General features: G+C 41.2%; 17 protein-coding genes. 14 read left to right on the top strand and 3 right to left on the bottom strand.

Going from position 1 to position 16,158, the window contains the following annotated elements; all coding sequences use genetic code 11:
* Positions 1 to 178: 178 nt before the first annotated feature.
* The 4 genes from P2W82_RS08080 to P2W82_RS08065 all read left to right on the top strand — a co-directional run bounded on the left by P2W82_RS08080 (position 179) and on the right by P2W82_RS08065 (position 4,990).
* Positions 179 to 751, top strand: coding sequence for a hypothetical protein (locus P2W82_RS08080; protein ID WP_336515354.1), 573 nt, complete (start codon positions 179 to 181; stop codon positions 749 to 751).
* Positions 732 to 1,967, top strand: coding sequence for a porin (locus P2W82_RS08075; protein ID WP_336515353.1), 1,236 nt, complete (start codon positions 732 to 734; stop codon positions 1,965 to 1,967). The genes P2W82_RS08080 and P2W82_RS08075 overlap by 20 nt, the downstream gene beginning before the upstream one ends.
* A 147-nt stretch (positions 1,968 to 2,114) precedes the next feature.
* Positions 2,115 to 3,566 (top strand): hypothetical protein, encoded by a 1,452-nt coding sequence (locus P2W82_RS08070; protein ID WP_336515352.1) that lies wholly within the window; start codon positions 2,115 to 2,117, stop codon positions 3,564 to 3,566.
* 26 nt (positions 3,567 to 3,592) lie between these two features.
* The gene (locus P2W82_RS08065) at positions 3,593 to 4,990 is read left to right on the top strand and encodes an Ig-like domain-containing protein (protein WP_336515351.1); all 1,398 of its coding nucleotides are present in this window, start codon (positions 3,593 to 3,595) and stop codon (positions 4,988 to 4,990) included.
* A gap of 148 nt (positions 4,991 to 5,138) precedes the next feature.
* Here P2W82_RS08065 and P2W82_RS08060 read toward each other — a convergent pair whose 3' ends face one another.
* A complete protein-coding gene (locus tag P2W82_RS08060) occupies positions 5,139 to 6,029 on the bottom strand; it encodes a toxin-antitoxin system YwqK family antitoxin (RefSeq protein ID WP_336515350.1) in 891 nt (296 codons plus the stop codon).
* A gap of 389 nt (positions 6,030 to 6,418) precedes the next feature.
* Between P2W82_RS08060 and P2W82_RS08055 the strand changes: the two genes are divergently transcribed.
* The 8 genes from P2W82_RS08055 (at position 6,419) to P2W82_RS08020 (ending at position 12,824) form a co-directional block, all read left to right on the top strand.
* Positions 6,419 to 7,030 carry a hypothetical protein gene (locus P2W82_RS08055; RefSeq protein WP_336515349.1) on the top strand — a complete coding sequence of 204 codons (612 nt, stop codon included), beginning with the start codon at positions 6,419 to 6,421 and terminating at the stop codon, positions 7,028 to 7,030.
* A gap of 18 nt (positions 7,031 to 7,048) precedes the next feature.
* Entirely contained in the window at positions 7,049 to 7,915 is an 867-nt protein-coding gene (locus P2W82_RS08050; protein ID WP_336515348.1) for a UbiA family prenyltransferase, read from the top strand.
* On the top strand, positions 7,908 to 8,999 hold the full coding sequence (locus tag P2W82_RS08045; protein ID WP_336515347.1) for a type III polyketide synthase: 1,092 nt from the start codon (positions 7,908 to 7,910) through the stop codon (positions 8,997 to 8,999). The genes P2W82_RS08050 and P2W82_RS08045 overlap by 8 nt, the downstream gene beginning before the upstream one ends.
* A gap of 20 nt (positions 9,000 to 9,019) precedes the next feature.
* Positions 9,020 to 9,748, top strand: coding sequence for a methyltransferase domain-containing protein (locus P2W82_RS08040; RefSeq protein WP_336515346.1), 729 nt, complete (start codon positions 9,020 to 9,022; stop codon positions 9,746 to 9,748).
* 34 nt (positions 9,749 to 9,782) lie between these two features.
* The gene (locus P2W82_RS08035) at positions 9,783 to 10,916 is read left to right on the top strand and encodes an NAD(P)/FAD-dependent oxidoreductase (protein WP_336515345.1); all 1,134 of its coding nucleotides are present in this window, start codon (positions 9,783 to 9,785) and stop codon (positions 10,914 to 10,916) included.
* 51 nt (positions 10,917 to 10,967) lie between these two features.
* On the top strand, positions 10,968 to 11,336 hold the full coding sequence (locus P2W82_RS08030) for a CoA-binding protein (RefSeq protein ID WP_336515344.1): 369 nt from the start codon (positions 10,968 to 10,970) through the stop codon (positions 11,334 to 11,336).
* A gap of 325 nt (positions 11,337 to 11,661) precedes the next feature.
* Positions 11,662 to 12,096: a hypothetical protein gene (locus P2W82_RS08025; protein ID WP_336515343.1), complete on the top strand. Its 435-nt coding sequence runs from the start codon at positions 11,662 to 11,664 to the stop codon at positions 12,094 to 12,096.
* Between the two features lie 197 nt (positions 12,097 to 12,293).
* Complete coding sequence (locus P2W82_RS08020; RefSeq protein WP_336515342.1) at positions 12,294 to 12,824, top strand: ribonuclease H-like YkuK family protein; 531 nt, start codon at positions 12,294 to 12,296, stop codon at positions 12,822 to 12,824.
* A gap of 178 nt (positions 12,825 to 13,002) precedes the next feature.
* Here P2W82_RS08020 and yihA read toward each other — a convergent pair whose 3' ends face one another.
* Positions 13,003 to 13,605 carry a ribosome biogenesis GTP-binding protein YihA/YsxC gene (gene yihA, locus P2W82_RS08015; protein ID WP_336515341.1) on the bottom strand — a complete coding sequence of 201 codons (603 nt, stop codon included), beginning with the start codon at positions 13,603 to 13,605 and terminating at the stop codon, positions 13,003 to 13,005.
* A 186-nt stretch (positions 13,606 to 13,791) separates the two neighbouring features.
* Here yihA and ubiE point away from each other — a divergent pair, with 186 nt between their 5' ends.
* A complete protein-coding gene (gene ubiE / locus P2W82_RS08010; protein ID WP_336515340.1) occupies positions 13,792 to 14,535 on the top strand; it encodes a bifunctional demethylmenaquinone methyltransferase/2-methoxy-6-polyprenyl-1,4-benzoquinol methylase UbiE in 744 nt (247 codons plus the stop codon).
* Positions 14,520 to 15,254 (top strand): type IX secretion/gliding motility protein PorT/SprT, encoded by a 735-nt coding sequence (gene porT / locus P2W82_RS08005; RefSeq protein WP_336515339.1) that lies wholly within the window; start codon positions 14,520 to 14,522, stop codon positions 15,252 to 15,254. The genes ubiE and porT overlap by 16 nt, the downstream gene beginning before the upstream one ends.
* 49 nt (positions 15,255 to 15,303) lie before the next feature.
* Here porT and P2W82_RS08000 read toward each other — a convergent pair whose 3' ends face one another.
* Positions 15,304 to 16,146 carry a TlpA family protein disulfide reductase gene (locus P2W82_RS08000; RefSeq protein ID WP_336515338.1) on the bottom strand — a complete coding sequence of 281 codons (843 nt, stop codon included), beginning with the start codon at positions 16,144 to 16,146 and terminating at the stop codon, positions 15,304 to 15,306.
* Positions 16,147 to 16,158 lie beyond the last annotated feature (12 nt).

Genomic DNA, 16,158 nt, shown 5'->3' with positions numbered 1-16,158 from the left:
CTGAATTTAACCTTTGTCTTTATTTTTAGATGTTGCAAAACAACTGTCCTGGATTTATTTATTGCAAATGATCTGTACTGATTTTTCCTGTATTTGATATCGTCAAATAGCTCAACTCTGTCCTGCCATAGTCTTTGGTTATGTTTATAGTGCCCTATCTACTCGATAAACTCCTGCTATGAAAAAAAGTATTTTTCTGATAGTGATGATATTGATTTCTGTATGCCTCCGCGCCCAGGAAGAAAATAATAAAGGAGGAGAAGCTGGATCAAAACATAGCATCGGGCTGACCATCGGGCACGAAAGCGTTTTCAATGGTCGTGACGAGAACGGAAAAAAGAAAACGCTGAAATTACCTTTCTGGGGCGTGGATTATAATTATCGTATCAATTCCAAATGGCTGATTGGATTGCATACAGATATCATCCTTGAAAGTTTTGAAGTGGAAAAAAACCTTAAATCAGGAACAGAAGAAGTTGTAGAACGGACCATACCTGTTGCCCCGGCGATTATTGGTATGTTCACTCCCGGGGAACATTGGAAATTTGGCCTGGGTGCCGGAGCCGAATTCGCAAAAGAAGCAACTTACTTTTTGAACAGGGCCGCAGTGGAATATGGGCAGGAATTTGGCAAAGGCTGGGAAGTTTTTTGCAGTCTTCAATATGATTTCCGCTGGAACGCGTATGATACATGGACAATTGGACTGGGCATATCCAAAACACTCGGAGGCAATGGAAAGAAAAAAGATTAGCAGCGCTATATTCGCCTACTGGTCAAAGTTAGTTGCTACGGTATGCTTCGTGATAATTACTGTATTATCTGCCGGAGGCCAAACAACAAAAAAAGACAGCACAAAATATGTTACACTCAAACACGGCGATAAAGGATTCGAGCTTAGGGCGGCAGACGATAAATACCTGATGGAAATAGCTGCGAGATTACAATTTCGTTTTGCAACCCCTGGTGATCAGAACCCAGTTACATTTGATGATTTCATTTCGGAAAAGAAAAGGATATTTAAGATCAATCGCGCACGCTTAAAAATCGGCGGGCATGCATACAAACCATGGTTGAAATATTATTTTGAATATGAACTTGCACAATCCAATCTGCTGGATTTCCGCGTCATGATCGAGAAATGGACATTTTTAAATTTCAAAGTAGGCCAGTGGAAATTGGAATATTCCCAGGAACGTTGCATCAGCAGCGGAGAACAGCAGATGGTTGACCGATCAATCATTAATCGACCGTTTACTGCTGATCGCCAGCAGGGAATCGAAGTATATGGGCGATTGAAGAAGGGCACTGTAGCCGATTTTAACTACTGGGCAGCGTTACTAACCGGCATGGGACGGGGTGAGACATCCAATGATGATGATAACCTTATGATTTTTGGAAGAGTTCAATGGAATCCTCTCGGGCGGCCTGTGGAGTTCGAGGGAAGTGATTTAGAAATTCACGAAAAACCGGCATTGAGTATAGCTTATGCTGCTTTCACCAACAGAAGTCCATACACCCGGTTTTCGCAGGCAGGCGGAGGTGACCTCGAGGGATTTGCCGCCGGGCTTCCGGGTCAGTACAGAGTGAATCAATATAATATCGAATCAGCATTTAAGTTTAAAGGCTTTTCCTGGCAGAGCGAGTGGCATCATAAAGAAATAATTGATAAGTTCGACAATGACGCCACTTCTAACCTCACAGGAATGTACGTGCAGGGCGGATACCTGTTTCATCAGCTATTTCATTGGTGGCCGCGACAAATGGAGCTCGCAGGCAGATTCGCATTATATCGACCGGATACCAGCATCAAAGAAAATAATGAAAAAGAAAGCGGAGGCGCGGTGAACTGGTTTTTTAACGGACATAAAAATAAGCTAACAGCAGAGCTCACATATTTTGATTTTACAAGAATTTCTGCGTCGGAACATGGCTGGCGGTTCCGTTTGCAGTGGGATATTTCTTTTTAAGTAGCAGACGTTTACAGCAGACAGTAGAAGTGATCAGCGTGACTGGAACCAGCTCGATAAGCTATAAAACACTTTGAAAATAACAGCAAATTATGAAATTTCGTACCCCTTGATTATTCATTATAAAAAGAATTAAAAAAGATGAACGTGAATAAATCATCGGACAAAACTTTTACAACGCGAATCATAGTTTTAATAATCCTTTTACATTCAGATATCCTTGTTGCGCAGGACACCCATTACTGGACCAACCAGTACGGGACCAAAAGCGTGCTGATGGGCGGTGCAGTTGTCGGTGGAATTAAGAATAACACTTCTCTTTTCTATAATCCAGGTGCTCTCGGATTTATCGATACTTCATCACTGAGTATTAACGCGAACGCATACTCGTCAACCAACATTACTTTGAAAAATGCACTCGGCCAGCAAAAAGATTTCAAGAGTGCAAATATTGCCGCAGTGCCTTTGCTGGTCGGTGGCATGTTTCGTTCGGGAAAAGAAAATAAATGGAAAATCGCCTATGGAATTGTGACCAATGTCGATTTTCATTTTAATGCAAATGCAAGGGTGGACCAGGAGCATCAGATCGTAGATGAAAGTGAAAGTCCGGGAAAGGAGGATTTCATTGCGCAAGCCGGGATAAATTCAAGGCTAAAAGAAATTACAGCAGGTGTTGGTGTTGCGAGAAAAATATCAGAAAACTGGTCCGTCGGTATTTCAGGTTTTGTCATAGTCAGGAACCAGGAATTTTTCCGTTATCAATATGCGCGAATGTATTTGAACGATAATACAGGAACGCTGGTAGCGACATCATTTGCGCGCAACCTCAAATTTTACAATGTTCGCTTCGCACCAAAAATTGGGATCGCTTATGAGAAAAATAATCTTTCCGCGGGATTAACCGTTTCTACTCCTGCACTGAATCTTTTCGGAAAAGGATCCATTGGGATCGATATTATCGGGAATAATATTGATACTGACACAGGAAGAATAAACTTCCTTGGGAACGACAGCCAGGAAAAATTAAAAACAAAATACAAATCACCATTCTCTGTTTCTGCCGGTGTCAATTATGACCTTCAAAAATCATCTCTTGGTATTTCACTTCAATACTTTGGTGGCATAGGAGTTTATGATGTGATGCGTGCTGCACCGTCAGCTTTTGTAAGACCGGCCTCATTGAACCAGGATCTCACCAGCGATCAATATCTGAGGCTGAAATCCGGAGCCAGGTCGGTGTTCAATGTTGCAGTCGGATACGAATACCGGTTTTCCGAAACACTTTCAATGCTGGCCAGTTTCAGAACAGACATGAGTTATTTTGACCAGGATGTAAAAGAATCCATTGGTATCAAATCTGAAATAACGACCTGGAATATTTTTCATTTCAATACCGGTGTTATCATTTCACGTGGTCGCAGTCAGCTCAGCATCGGTCTGCTTACTAGTTTTGGATCTGATAAAAACCGGAGCCAGGAAGGAAACCTGGACAATCCAAGTGAAGAAAACTATTTACAGGGTAGTACAACCATAGTTGGGGCAAATTATTTCTCTGCCGGGATACTACTGGGCTACACTCTTTCGTTCAAAAAATTCTAATCTCTGCACTGATCCTAATTTTACCGATGAAAACAAGATCAATAATCGTCTTTTTGTCCATTCTTCTACTGGCTATTGGATGTTCCAAATCAAATAATCCGGAAGCAATAAATCCACCGGTTGATCCATCAACAAAAGTGAACAAAATATTGCTGGGAGATTCGGCTGCCCTCCTTCTTCCTGATCAACAAATACAATTGTCTGTTGACATAACTCCTTCAACAGCAATAAACAAAAAGGTGCAATGGAAAAGCAGCAACACATCAATTGCAACTGTCGATGATAATGGATTAGTAAAGGCAGTTTCAAACGGTCGGGTTAGTATCACAGTAACCAGCCAGGATAATGTTTCAATCACTGATACTGCAAGATTGGTTGTACTGAAAAACTATGATGTACATGCCGTTGGTAATGGTGTTACGAGCCGGTTTTATTCACAGGCCGTATATTGGAATAACGAAACACCTAACGACCTTCCCGGTGGTCATACTGTTGGCATCAAAGCCAATGCGATTAAAATTGTTGGTAATGATATCTATATCGCAGGCGCAACTTCCAATGAAAATGGATGGGCCATTCCGACATTCTGGAAAAACGGATCTCCAACACAATTAACCGATCCTTCGAATCAGTTTGCACATTTTATAACCGGACTGGAAGTAAATAACCAGGATGTATATGTTACGGGATACGATTTCCAGATGGTTGGGTGCCCCAACTGTCAATATGTTTCTCATGGGCATTACTGGAAAACATCCGGTGGACATGTAACAGATGTTCCGCTTTATGAAGCCGGTGTTTCAACAGGTGCCATGGCTGTCCAGAGTATAAACTCAAAAATTTACGTTGCAGGCTGGCAGGCGAATGACAATTTCTTCCGCATGTCGAAATTATGGACCGATAATTTTTCAAGTCAGCTGGAATTTTCGAGGGGTTCATTTGCGTCAGGTAATACCATCGCAACAAAAGGTTCAACTATTTACGTGGGAGGTTTTGATGGATGTCCATATACCAATTGCAGCCAGATTGCAAAACTATGGAAGAGTGATGGAAGCAACCCGATACAGTTTACCGATGGTACTCACGAAGCAACGATAAACGCGATGGCTTTTCAGGATGATGATCTTATTCTGGCAGGTTATGAAAAAAATGCTGCAGGAAAATATGTTGCTAAATACTGGAGATTAAATGGTTCATCATTTACAACGCATACTATTGGATCTGGTGATACTGACTCTGGAATCAACGGACTCACCATTGTTGGTGATGAAATTTTCTTTGCAGGCTATGAAACTGACAAAGTGTATGGTTACAGGCAATCGATATACTGGCGTGTGATCGATAATCTCAGCCTCGCAATCACCCTTTATTCAGCAACACCTGGTTCCGGAAATGCCGAGTTAAATGGAATTGCAGTCAGGTAATCAGTCTGGAGTGATTAGGTGATTCAGCACATGAACGGAATAAAATAAAAAGCCGCAACATGTGCGGCTTTCATTTTTTTATAAATGATTTTCATTTAGTCAGACCCGACAGGTTCTAAAGACCTGTTAACCTCCTGAAGATCTCTATTCAGGATTTTGAATATCGATTCCTCTTATTGAACTCAAACTGCTCGGTAGTCCTTCCTTTATGATCAAATCTCCTCCACTTCAGCAGTTTCCCTGATTCGTCATAATAGCGCCATTCGCCATTAGGGTATCCATGATGGTAAGTGCCTACTGCCTTCACACCATTTTCTGAAAATTCTTCCCACATACCTTCGCGAAGTCCGTTAATATACATACCTGTCTTTTTTATTTTCCCCGATTCATAGTATTCGGTAAAATTCCCGTGAAGCAAAGCTTCAGTAAAAGGTGGCAGGTAACAATTCTCTTCATTTTCTTCTGTATTTTTTTCTACAATCTGTGGCAGGTGTTGCACCTCACGTGGTCTATGGTTGATTTGTCGGGAAAGAAACACAGAAGACCGTGTGGATGTCTTATGTCCGAAAATTCTTTCCGCGTTATAATAGGAAGCTGCTACCTCCGGGGATTTTGTAGCAATATAATAGAACTTTGTTTTAGGTTGGCGACGAAGTTCATCTTTCAATGCAGCAAGTTTTCTTGCGTTAAAATGATAAACGAATTTCACTTGTCCATTCGCATACCATCCTTTCCACTCACCATCCGGAATATTCTTCACCAGTCTTCCCGAATCACATAAGTTCCGCGTCGGATACCAGCTCCTCCAGTTCCCATTCAACTGACTCTGCTTTACGTTGCTGATGTATGCTGTGTCGCCGAATTTATTCAATCCGATAATTACTCCGGATTTAAGATTTTCATTTCTATCGAAAGCCGATGGATTCAACATGGAAAAAAGACTAAAAAAAGGAGTGGCCGTTTCTGCTTTGTAACTATTTGCAAATATCTGGAGCGAAGTGCCCAGGAATAAGAGAGAAAGGGTATAAAGTTTTTTCATGACAAGGAGTTTTGGACTGAGCTAACAGTCATGTATAACTGAAATCGCCAAAGCCGATCATTGAACTGTAAAATTAAAAACGAAATGCTTTGCTTGTGTCATTTATTGTGTTGATAATGAATACTTTTTTTAAGAGTTCTCTCAGGAGAAAATGGGAAAAATACACTCCCTTATAACTTCTCCATTTAATCAGAATATCTGTGCAAAATTTTGGTTGCGTTACGTAATAAAACCACCGGATTTTTAACCTTTCCATAGAATAAGTGAAGGTTTTTTAAGGAAAGAATATATATTTTTGATTTATATATTTAAACTTCTTTCTAATCACCGTTTAATCTGATGCCCTCTTTTATCACCTGATTACTCTATTTTTGAAAAAAGCCTGTTTCATGACTTTAAAATTCCATGCCTGTCTCAGAACAGGTTTGATTGTTCTTTCATTATTTTTTGTTCTTTTCCAGGGCTGCAAAAGCAGTCAGCCTACGGCCAGCGGTAATAATTTTCTGGCTCCGGGATATAAAAAAGAAGACTACAAAAAAATACTTGTCCTGGCGCTTGTTAAGCCTGAGAAAAACAAAAAACAAATGGAGGATGCGATTTCGGGAGATCTGAAGGACAGGCGATACCCAACCGTGCCTGCTTATAAGGATTTTCCTGAGGGGTCACAGATTGACACAGCATCCTTTCGTAAACGGGTAATCGAAGCGGGCTACGATGCAGCAATCGTCATTTCTTACCTCGGCCAGATTGAAAAAGTTCAGGAACACACACAATACGACGGAACTTTTTTCAGCATTTTCTACGGCTATTATTCGGTGATTGACGTAGGAACAAATATGGTTGGAAACGCTTTTTTCCAGGTAGACTTTTTTACCAGGGATAAGGTTGGCACTCAATGGCGCGCACCCATTCGTGTGAATACCACCAATGACCTTCCTTTATTGTTGCAGATGATTGCAAGAAATTTGCGGATACAGATTACAGGTGATAATATCATCTGATAATTTGTAGTTTGTAAGATGATACTCCGGTATTCAACCATCCAGTTACTCCGGTTTCCATTCTCGTTTTTCTTAATGCCGGTTTATTTTTTTGCATTAAGCCAGGTTCCACATATTCGCTGGAGTCACGCCTTAATCATATTTGTAATCCTGCATTTGCTGGTCTATCCTTCAAGCAATGGATACAATTCTTACATGGATAGAGACGAGGGTCCCATTGGAGGATTGAAAAATCCCGAACAGCCTACCAAACAATTACTATATGCTTCAATTGCAATGGACTTGCTGGCCGTTGCGCTGGGATTTCAGGTTCATTCCTTGTTCGCGCTGGGAACCGGAATATACATTCTTATGTCCAGGGCCTATAGTTATCGCGGAATACGACTTAAAAAGTATCCGGTAATCGGTTATCTGACGGTAGTAATTTTCCAGGGTGCGATGGTATTTGCCTTGGTATGGTTTGGCGCTTCTGCAGAAAAATCCATGGCTATCCCATGGCTCCCAGCCATGGCTGCAAGCGCGTTGATTGGTGGTTTCTATCCTCTAACCCAGGTGTACCAGCACGAAGCAGATGACAAAGATGGCGTTCGAACAATCAGCATGTTACTGGGGTTAAAAGGTACATTTTTATTTTCTGGTTTGATTTACACCATTGCTTTTGCATGCCTTTTTATATATTTCCGGAGCGAACATCGGCTGGCACAATTTTATGTGCTGACAACCTTATTGCTACCTGTTCTCGTATATTTTATCGGGTGGGCACGCAAAGTATGGATAGACAAGTCAGCATCGGATTTCAGACATTCTATGAAAATGAATGTGATTGCTTCCCTCTGTACAACTACGGCATTCATCATCTTATTAATCTGGAATAACATTGAGTAAAATCATTTCAATAGGTACCGCAGTCCCTCAATTCAGGCATGAGCAGGAGGATATTATGCACTTTATGAAAACGGTGTATGCTTTACCAGACACAGAATACCGGAAACTGAAATACCTCTATCATCATAGCGGTATAGATACCCGTTATTCTGTCGTCGGAGATTACAGCCGGCCCATGAATGAATGGAAATTTTACCCCCGTTCTGAAAACCTGGAACCATTCCCTAATATTGAAGGGCGCATGCAATGGTTTAACCGTTATGCAGCGCCACTTTCGGTTGATGCTATACGTAAGTGTCTTGAACAACGTTCAGAAAAGGAAATAACACACCTTATCACAGTAAGCTGTACCGGGATGAGTGCACCCGGTCTTGATCTTCAGATTATGGAGCTGATGGATCTTCCCAGGAATATCCAGAGAACTTCTGTTAATTTTATGGGGTGTTACGCAGCTATTCACGCCATGAAAATGGCCGATGCCATCTGCAGATCTGACATTCATGCGACTGTGCTGATCGTGTGTACGGAACTATGCACATTGCATTTTCAGAAGGGAGCTACTTTTGATAATATTGCTTCTTCACTTCTTTTTGCCGACGGTTCTGCAGCAATTTTGATTTGTCCTGACGATGTTCCTGTCAAAGGATTGAAGATTGAAAATTTTTATGCCGAGATCGTTCCGAAAGGGAAAAAAGATATGTCCTGGGAATTGTCTTCTTCAGGTTTCGTAATGAGTCTTAGCAATTACGTTCCGGATCTGATCAATGATGATATCGCACCGTTGATGCAAAGAGCTTTAGAAAAATCCGGGATAACTGAAAATGAAATCACGCACTGGTGTATTCACCCGGGTGGAAAACGAATTCTTGAAGCGGTGCAGAATGGCCTGGGGCTGGAGTCCGGACAACTGGATGCGAGCTACAGGATACTTCGCCATTTTGGTAATATGTCTTCGGCATCAATACTTTTTGTTCTGAAGGAAATAATGCAGCATGTACAGCATGGGGAATCAAACAGAATATTCGGACTTGCATTTGGCCCTGGTCTGACTATGGAAACATTCCTGGCAACTTCTGTATCCTGATTATTTACGTCATACTATCCTTGAATTTCTCTAACAGATCATATCAACAGGAATTACTCGACCAGACTGATATCCCATTTCCGGCAATCAGGAAAAACATGGAAGAGCTGGAAACCATTAATAAATGGCTTGGTGGGCATCGTATAACTATCCTGGGCCTCAAACATTTTATAAAAGCCGGGAAAAAATTATCAGTTTGTGAAATCGGCTGTGGTGGGGGCGATAACTTAAAAGCACTTTACCAGTATGCTCAAAAAAAAGATATCGAGATTGAAATGATCGGTATCGATATAAAAAAAGAGTGTATTGATTACGCAAAAGAGAATTGCGCTTCAATACCAAAGGTCAATTGGATTTGTTCTGATTATCGTCATGCACTCTTACCCTCGCGCCCTGATATCATTTTCTCTTCACTTTTCTGCCATCATTTTTCTGATGAAGGCGTTGTAGAAATCCTGAATTGGATGAAAGAAAACTCCCGTATCGGTTTTTTTGTAAACGATCTTCACAGGCACCCTTTTGCTTATTATTCAATAAAATGGCTGACAGCAATGTTTTCCAGGTCGTACCTTGTGATCAACGACGCGCCATTAAGTGTACAACGTGGTTTTTCAAGACAGGAGCTTGATAATATCATTCGTCGGATTTTAAATTCCGATAGTGAATGGACCTGTAATCTTTATTGGAAATGGGCATTTCGCTGGCTGATGATATTTTACAAAAACGATCCTTCTCCCTGGCATGATTGAAACTGAAATAAAACGCATTTCTGGATCTCCGACGGTGAAAAAAACTTCTGATGTTGTTATCATTGGTGGCGGGCTGGCAGGCTTGTGTTTATCCATTCAACTGGCAGTATCAGGATACGAAGTCATCCTCCTCGAAAAACATGAGTATCCGTTTCATAAAGTCTGCGGCGAATATATCAGCATGGAGTCCTGGCCATTTTTAACACGGCTTGGTCTGCCTCTCGATCAAATGAATCTTCCCCGAATAAATACAGTTGAAATCAGTTCGCCTTCCGGGACTTTGATAAAACATCGCCTCGATCTCGGAGGATTTGGTATCAGCAGGTATGAACTTGATTTTCGGCTCTCTCAGCTGGCAAAAATGTCCGGCGTAAGATTGTTCGAAAACACAAGAGTGACAGGAGTTGAATTCCATGGAAATGAATTCAATATAAAAGCAGGCAATGAACATTTCACCGGAAAATTGTGCGCCGGAAGTTTCGGAAAACGATCCAACCTGGACATAAAATGGAACCGGCCATTTATACAGAAACGGCATCACGGACTTAATAACTATCTGGGAATAAAATACCATGTCCGTTATCCGGTTGAACCGGGAGTCATTGCATTGCATAATTTCCAGAATGGTTACTGCGGAATTTCTTCCATTGAAAATGATAAAGCCTGTCTTTGCTATTTAAGTTCTGCAATTAACCTGCAACATCATGACAACGATATAAAGAAAATGGAAGCGGAATTGTTATCAAAAAATCCTCACCTGAGGAAAATATTTTCGGAAGCGGAAATACTTTTCAAAGAGCCGGAAGTGATTTCACAGATCAGCTTTGAAAAAAAATCACTGGTTGAAAATCATGTGCTGATGATTGGTGATGCTGCAGGAATGATTACACCTTTGTGCGGAAACGGTATGAGTATGGCAATGCATGGCAGTAAAATTGCGGCGTCATTAATGCATCAATTTCTGCAGGGAATATATTCCCGTTCAGAAATGGAGTCAGAATATATAAAAAACTGGAGCAAACAATTTTCTTCACGAATGGTTATGGGCAGAGGGGTCCAATCGTTGTTTGGGGATAGGTTCATCACGAATCTTTTTATTGGTGCGATAAAACCTTTCCCTTTTCTTATTGATATGCTGATCAAAAAAACACATGGGCAGCCGTTTTGAGTTATGATTTGGATAACAACAACCAATGGCGCTTTGCAGTAAATTTGGATAATGGAAAACAAAAAAAGTACGCTGGTTCTCGGTGCTTCGGATAACCCTTCCCGTTATAGCTTCCTGGCTTTGAATCGCCTCAGGGCCAAAGGTCATCCTGTAAACGCTATCGGAAAAAAGAAAACCAGGGTGGGTGATGTAGAAATTGCGGATACAAAATCAGAATTCAAGGATATTGATACGGTTACGCTATACCTGAACCCGACTAATCAGCAACCTTACTACGATTATATATTATCTCTTGCCCCGAAGAGAATTATTTTTAATCCCGGCACGGAAAATCCTGAACTCGAAAAGTTAGCCGAAGAAAAAGGAATTGAAACCATGGAGGCCTGTACATTGGTTTTGCTTTCAACCGGTCAATACTAGTTGCGCCATTCTGTTAATATATATTACTTTCTTTCTGCATTCGTCAGAGAATCATTTTATTGCACGATCCTGATAATTTTGAGGGCTTAAAAAGATATTCAAGAGTCTGCTTTGGAAAAATTCAGAATCGATATTTCAACAATACTGATAAAAATCATCTTTCAAAAAAGGGATAAAAAAAAATAAAAAATATATAATTCTGATCGCTCTGTAATTCAGCGCTTAAGATTCATTCTCTGGAGTTATGTTGAGTTTGTTCCTCAAAAATTTAAAATATTCCGTTTAATGACATCGTTATTCCCTGGTATCAGTTCCAATATCCAATATGTTGAAAAGCTACAAAGTCCTTCTGCTTTGTTTGGTGTTTACTGGCTTGCAAAAAATAGCAGCCGCGCAGGAAAAACTCCTGTTCAGCGAATATGCCGATTCAATCGAAATCACAGAAGATGAACTCATCAGCATATTCGAACTTAAACCCAAAGCGACAGCTGATCTCAAAATCGCCGAAGATTTCCACCTCAATACCATTGTCCTTTCTTCACTTCAGAAGTATGAAAACATGCGCAGCATGATTCTGCACTGCCGGAATTTTGAAGACGCGATTTTCTCTTTGTCGAAAATCACTGACGAGGAAAATCAGAGCGTATTCAAAGGACGCATACTGCACAGCGAGTACGACGATGGTTACGAGTTGAGAATAAACGAAGATGGCCTATACTACCTGAGAAAGATCAAGGTCAACAACTCCATCAGTGGCTGACCCGTTTTAATCCGTACCCCTTTTAATGTATTATTTGGGCCTCCCGCTTTCGGGAGGTTTTTTTTTCTGAAACACACCCAGCAGGTCTCGAAGACCTGTCAGGTCTGAGCCTGTTCGATCTGACTTAACAATCAATTGATATTCTGAACGATGGGCATTTCAAAGGGATTTTCGTATATTCGGAAAACCCATTATATATGTTACTACCACATCAGAACACATCAGGATTTTCTCCGGAAGGGGAAAAACGAAAACCATTCTGGCGAAGGTTTAATGGCGATTCCATTCAGCTACCGATCAAAGAGGCAGTAGAACAGGCCATCTGTAAGGAAACAGCATCCGGCTTCAAGCTAAAAGTCTGCATCGGCACCGATTCGCAAGTGAAGGGCGATGAAACGGAATTTGCCACGGTAATCGTATTTCTACGGGAAGGTCATGGCGGATTCATGTTTATTCATAACGAAAAGACACGACATCAGTATTCGATCAAAGAGCGCATGTTGGTAGAAGTTGCCAAAAGCATCGAGATCGCATATGAACTGTGCGATCTTTTTACTGTTTATGATGTTGACATGGAAGTGCATGCAGACATCAATACCAATCCTTCATTCAAAAGCAACGAAGCGCTCCGTGAAGCCATGGGATATATCCTGGGGATGGGGTTTGCGTTCAAAGCGAAGCCGGAAGCTTTTGCCAGTAGCTGCTGCGCGAATAAGGTGGTGAATTAGACAGACGGCAGACCGTAGGAGTAAACAGTAAATAGTATCAAGCATCCTGAATAACATTAAGGCAGATCCGATGGTGTGTCTGTTTATTGAAAATCCATGATGTGTAAGAGTTATCTGAGCTCTCCGCTTTTGGCTTTTGGTTGTTAACTCCCAGATTCCGATTAATGGCTGCTTACGGCTATTGGCTTAATATTTCATCGATCAGGCTTAATACCTTATCCACTCCGGTTCCCTTTTCTGCGCTGGTGACAAAAACAGGTGGCAATTCTGCCCATTGTTTTTTTAATGCCTGTTTGAATTCCTGGACATGCTGGCTGACTGTGCGCTGATTCTCTTTGTCAGATTTTGTAAATATGATGGAAAACGGAACCTTCCATTCACCGAGTTTTGCAATAAACTCCAGGTCAATCTTTTGGGGCTCATGCCTGGAATCAACGAGTACAAATATATTGGCCAGGTTTTCCCTTTCCAGGATATAGGTACGGATCATTTTTTCCCATTGCTTTCTTTCGTTCACTGAAACTTTTGCAAATCCGTAACCGGGAAGATCAACCAGGTACCAGTTGCCCAGGTCACTATCAACTTTAAAATGATTGATCAACTTCGTTTTACCGGGTGTTCCGGAAGTTTTGGCCAGGTTCTTTTTATTTACCAACGCATTGATCAACGAGGACTTACCCACATTACTACGACCAATAAATGCAAATTCCGGCTTATCCGGTTTGGGACAACCCTGAACGTTGGGACTACTGATGACAAAGCTGGCGTCTTTGATGTGCATGTGGGCAATTGTCGGCAAATATCGTAATTCGCTGAACGTTAAACGTTAAACGTAGAACGCTGGTTCCTAAGAATGTAATATTCACCAGAAAGGATAGTCCAGGTCAATATTAAACTTACAAAATCAGGGTCTAACATTATACGTTTAACGTTTAACGTTCCACGTTTACTGTACTTTTGCCTGCCGATGACAGAATTCGCTCACGATAAGATCGTACCGTACACAGAATCAACCCGATCTAAAAAAGAGCAGGTTGCGGGGATGTTTGATGACATCGCTCCGAAGTATGATTTTCTGAACAGGTTTTTGTCGGCGGGTATCGATATTTCCTGGCGCAGGAAGGCATTGTCCCAGTTGAAAGCAATTCAGCCTCAACAATTGCTCGATGTAGCTACCGGAACCGGAGATGTTGCCATTATGGCCGCCCGGATGCTGCACCCTGCGAAGATTGTTGGCATAGATATTTCAGAAGGTATGCTGGAGTTAGGCAGAAAGAAACTGTTAAATCTTAATCTCTCACAACAGATTGAGTTGCAACAGGGTGACAGTGAAGCAATAAACTTTCCAGATGCCTCGTTTGATGCAGTAACTGTGGCATTTGGCGTCCGGAATTTCGAGAACCTGGAGCAGGGACTGGCAGAAATGCTGCGTGTTCTTCGTCCCGGCGGCAAAGCTGTAATCCTTGAATTTTCAAAACCAAAAATAAAAGGCATACAACAACTCTACAATTTGTACATGGGTCTGGTCGCACCGAAAATGGGTGGACTGTTTTCAAAAAACAAAAATGCGTATCAGTACCTGACAGATTCCGTTCAGCATTTTCCGGAAGGGAAACATTTTACGGATGTAATGAACAAAATTGGATATAAGGAGACGACATGCAAAAAATTAAGTTTTGGAATCTGCAGTGTGTATTGCGGTATAAAGTAGTTCTGCTATTTATCTGTACCAGTTTTGCAATTCAATCGCTTCAGGCGCAGCTTCGTCAGCAGCTGAACCTGTCCGATCACGATGATAAACCCTACTATTTCGGGATAGTACTGGGTTATAACGTTTCTCACTACAACATCACGCTCGATCCCACTTATCTTCAGCGCGACACGATCATGAGTGTCAATTCTGAAAACGCCGGACGTGTGCACTTAGGCATCATGGCCAACTGGCAGGTGTCTGATCGCTGGGATATTCGTTTCTATCCGCTGAACCTCATCTTCAGTGAAAAAAAATTCCGCTATACGCAGAAATATCCGAATCCCGGCGATGATAAGCTCACCAGCACACAGAATATCGAAGGCATCGTCATGAGCTTTCCTTTACAGGTGAGATTAAAAAGTGATCGCATCAATAATTTCCGCGTGTATACATTGGCGGGAGTGAATTATAATTTCGACCTGGCCAGCAAAGCGGGAGCACGGAATGCAGAGACTTATATTAAAGTAAAAAAATCAGATTTTACTGCTGAAGGCGGTATCGGGTTTCAATTCTTTTTTAAATATTTTATTCTCTCTCCAGAAATAAAATTCAGTTATGGGTTGACAAACGTACACGCGCGTGACCCATCACTGAAATACTCTAATGTTATTGATAAAATGTACTCGAGGATGATTTTATTCTCCCTGCATTTTGAAGGCGGAGGACTGAGTTTCTAGTCAGAGACAACGCATGCGTTATCTCCGCAGGAAATGTCTTTTCATCGATTTATTTCAAAATCATATCTCCCAGGTTTGCATCGAGCTCGTCGATATTTCCTCGATAGATTATCTCCTCTTTTTCATTAACCACAAGAGTAGTCGGAAAAAATTTGATGTTAAACGAATCACCAAATCTCTTCTCGGTTAAAAAAAGATTTCCAAAGCTGTAGTTGAATTTTGTAATCATACTTTCGGACTTGGGTTCGTGTTCATCTTTGATGGGAACATTCACAGAATAAAAACTTACTCCTGAATTTTTGTATTTTTTATTCAATGAATCAAGGATCGGAAATTTTCTAAAACAAATTCCACAGGAAGTATTCCAGAAATCCAATACAGTAAGTTTTCCATGAAAATCCTGCCTGGAAAAGTCCGATTGACCTGGTATTTTCAATAAAGTAAACTGAGGTAATGTTTCGAGGACGCGGGGAGTAAAGTAACCAAAATTCAATTTGTTCAACCACATCTCATAACCTCGTGTTGACATAAAAATCGATGAAGCAAGCAGGAGACTGATTAAAGCGTATCCCAATGCACGGTTTTTTATTGACGTTAAACCCCCGGCAATCACTCCTAGAACTGCAAATAAACCTGACGGAAACGACATATCTGATTCCGAAAATTGATACACATTCAGGAACAGAAAGAATATCAGCGGTGGGAACATCACTCCCAAAACCATATTGAATTTACGGACTCCAGGCATCTTCCTGGTGAGTAAAACTACCAGCCCGAAATAAGCGAGGAAAGAGACAATGAGTTTTACGGCGTGACTGTAAGCCCCTATAGGAGCTAAAGCGAATAGCAATACCAGGGATATCGTGAAGGCGATTAAGAATTTCTTTGCCATTGGTTAGCTTTT

Source organism: Pollutibacter soli, from assembly GCA_029269725.1.
Classification (GTDB): domain Bacteria; phylum Bacteroidota; class Bacteroidia; order Chitinophagales; family Chitinophagaceae; genus Pollutibacter; species Pollutibacter soli.
This window is presented reverse-complemented; position numbering and strand designations above follow the sequence as displayed.

What these genes read in the sequence shown, in the direction of transcription:
- P2W82_RS08030 (WP_336515344.1), top strand. Translation starts at nt 10,968, where the DNA reads ATGGAAAACAAAAAAAGTACGCTGGTTCTCGGTGCTTCGGATAACCCT.
- P2W82_RS08050 (WP_336515348.1), top strand. Translation starts at nt 7,049, where the DNA reads ATGATACTCCGGTATTCAACCATCCAGTTACTCCGGTTTCCATTCTCG.
- P2W82_RS08020 (WP_336515342.1), top strand. Translation starts at nt 12,294, where the DNA reads ATGTTACTACCACATCAGAACACATCAGGATTTTCTCCGGAAGGGGAA.
- P2W82_RS08000 (WP_336515338.1), bottom strand. Translation starts at nt 16,146, where the DNA reads ATGGCAAAGAAATTCTTAATCGCCTTCACGATATCCCTGGTATTGCTA.
- P2W82_RS08025 (WP_336515343.1), top strand. Translation starts at nt 11,662, where the DNA reads ATGTTGAAAAGCTACAAAGTCCTTCTGCTTTGTTTGGTGTTTACTGGC.
- P2W82_RS08080 (WP_336515354.1), top strand. Translation starts at nt 179, where the DNA reads ATGAAAAAAAGTATTTTTCTGATAGTGATGATATTGATTTCTGTATGC.
- yihA (WP_336515341.1), bottom strand. Translation starts at nt 13,605, where the DNA reads ATGCACATCAAAGACGCCAGCTTTGTCATCAGTAGTCCCAACGTTCAG.
- P2W82_RS08055 (WP_336515349.1), top strand. Translation starts at nt 6,419, where the DNA reads ATGACTTTAAAATTCCATGCCTGTCTCAGAACAGGTTTGATTGTTCTT.
- P2W82_RS08060 (WP_336515350.1), bottom strand. Translation starts at nt 6,029, where the DNA reads ATGAAAAAACTTTATACCCTTTCTCTCTTATTCCTGGGCACTTCGCTC.
- P2W82_RS08065 (WP_336515351.1), top strand. Translation starts at nt 3,593, where the DNA reads ATGAAAACAAGATCAATAATCGTCTTTTTGTCCATTCTTCTACTGGCT.
- ubiE (WP_336515340.1), top strand. Translation starts at nt 13,792, where the DNA reads ATGACAGAATTCGCTCACGATAAGATCGTACCGTACACAGAATCAACC.
- P2W82_RS08075 (WP_336515353.1), top strand. Translation starts at nt 732, where the DNA reads ATGGAAAGAAAAAAGATTAGCAGCGCTATATTCGCCTACTGGTCAAAG.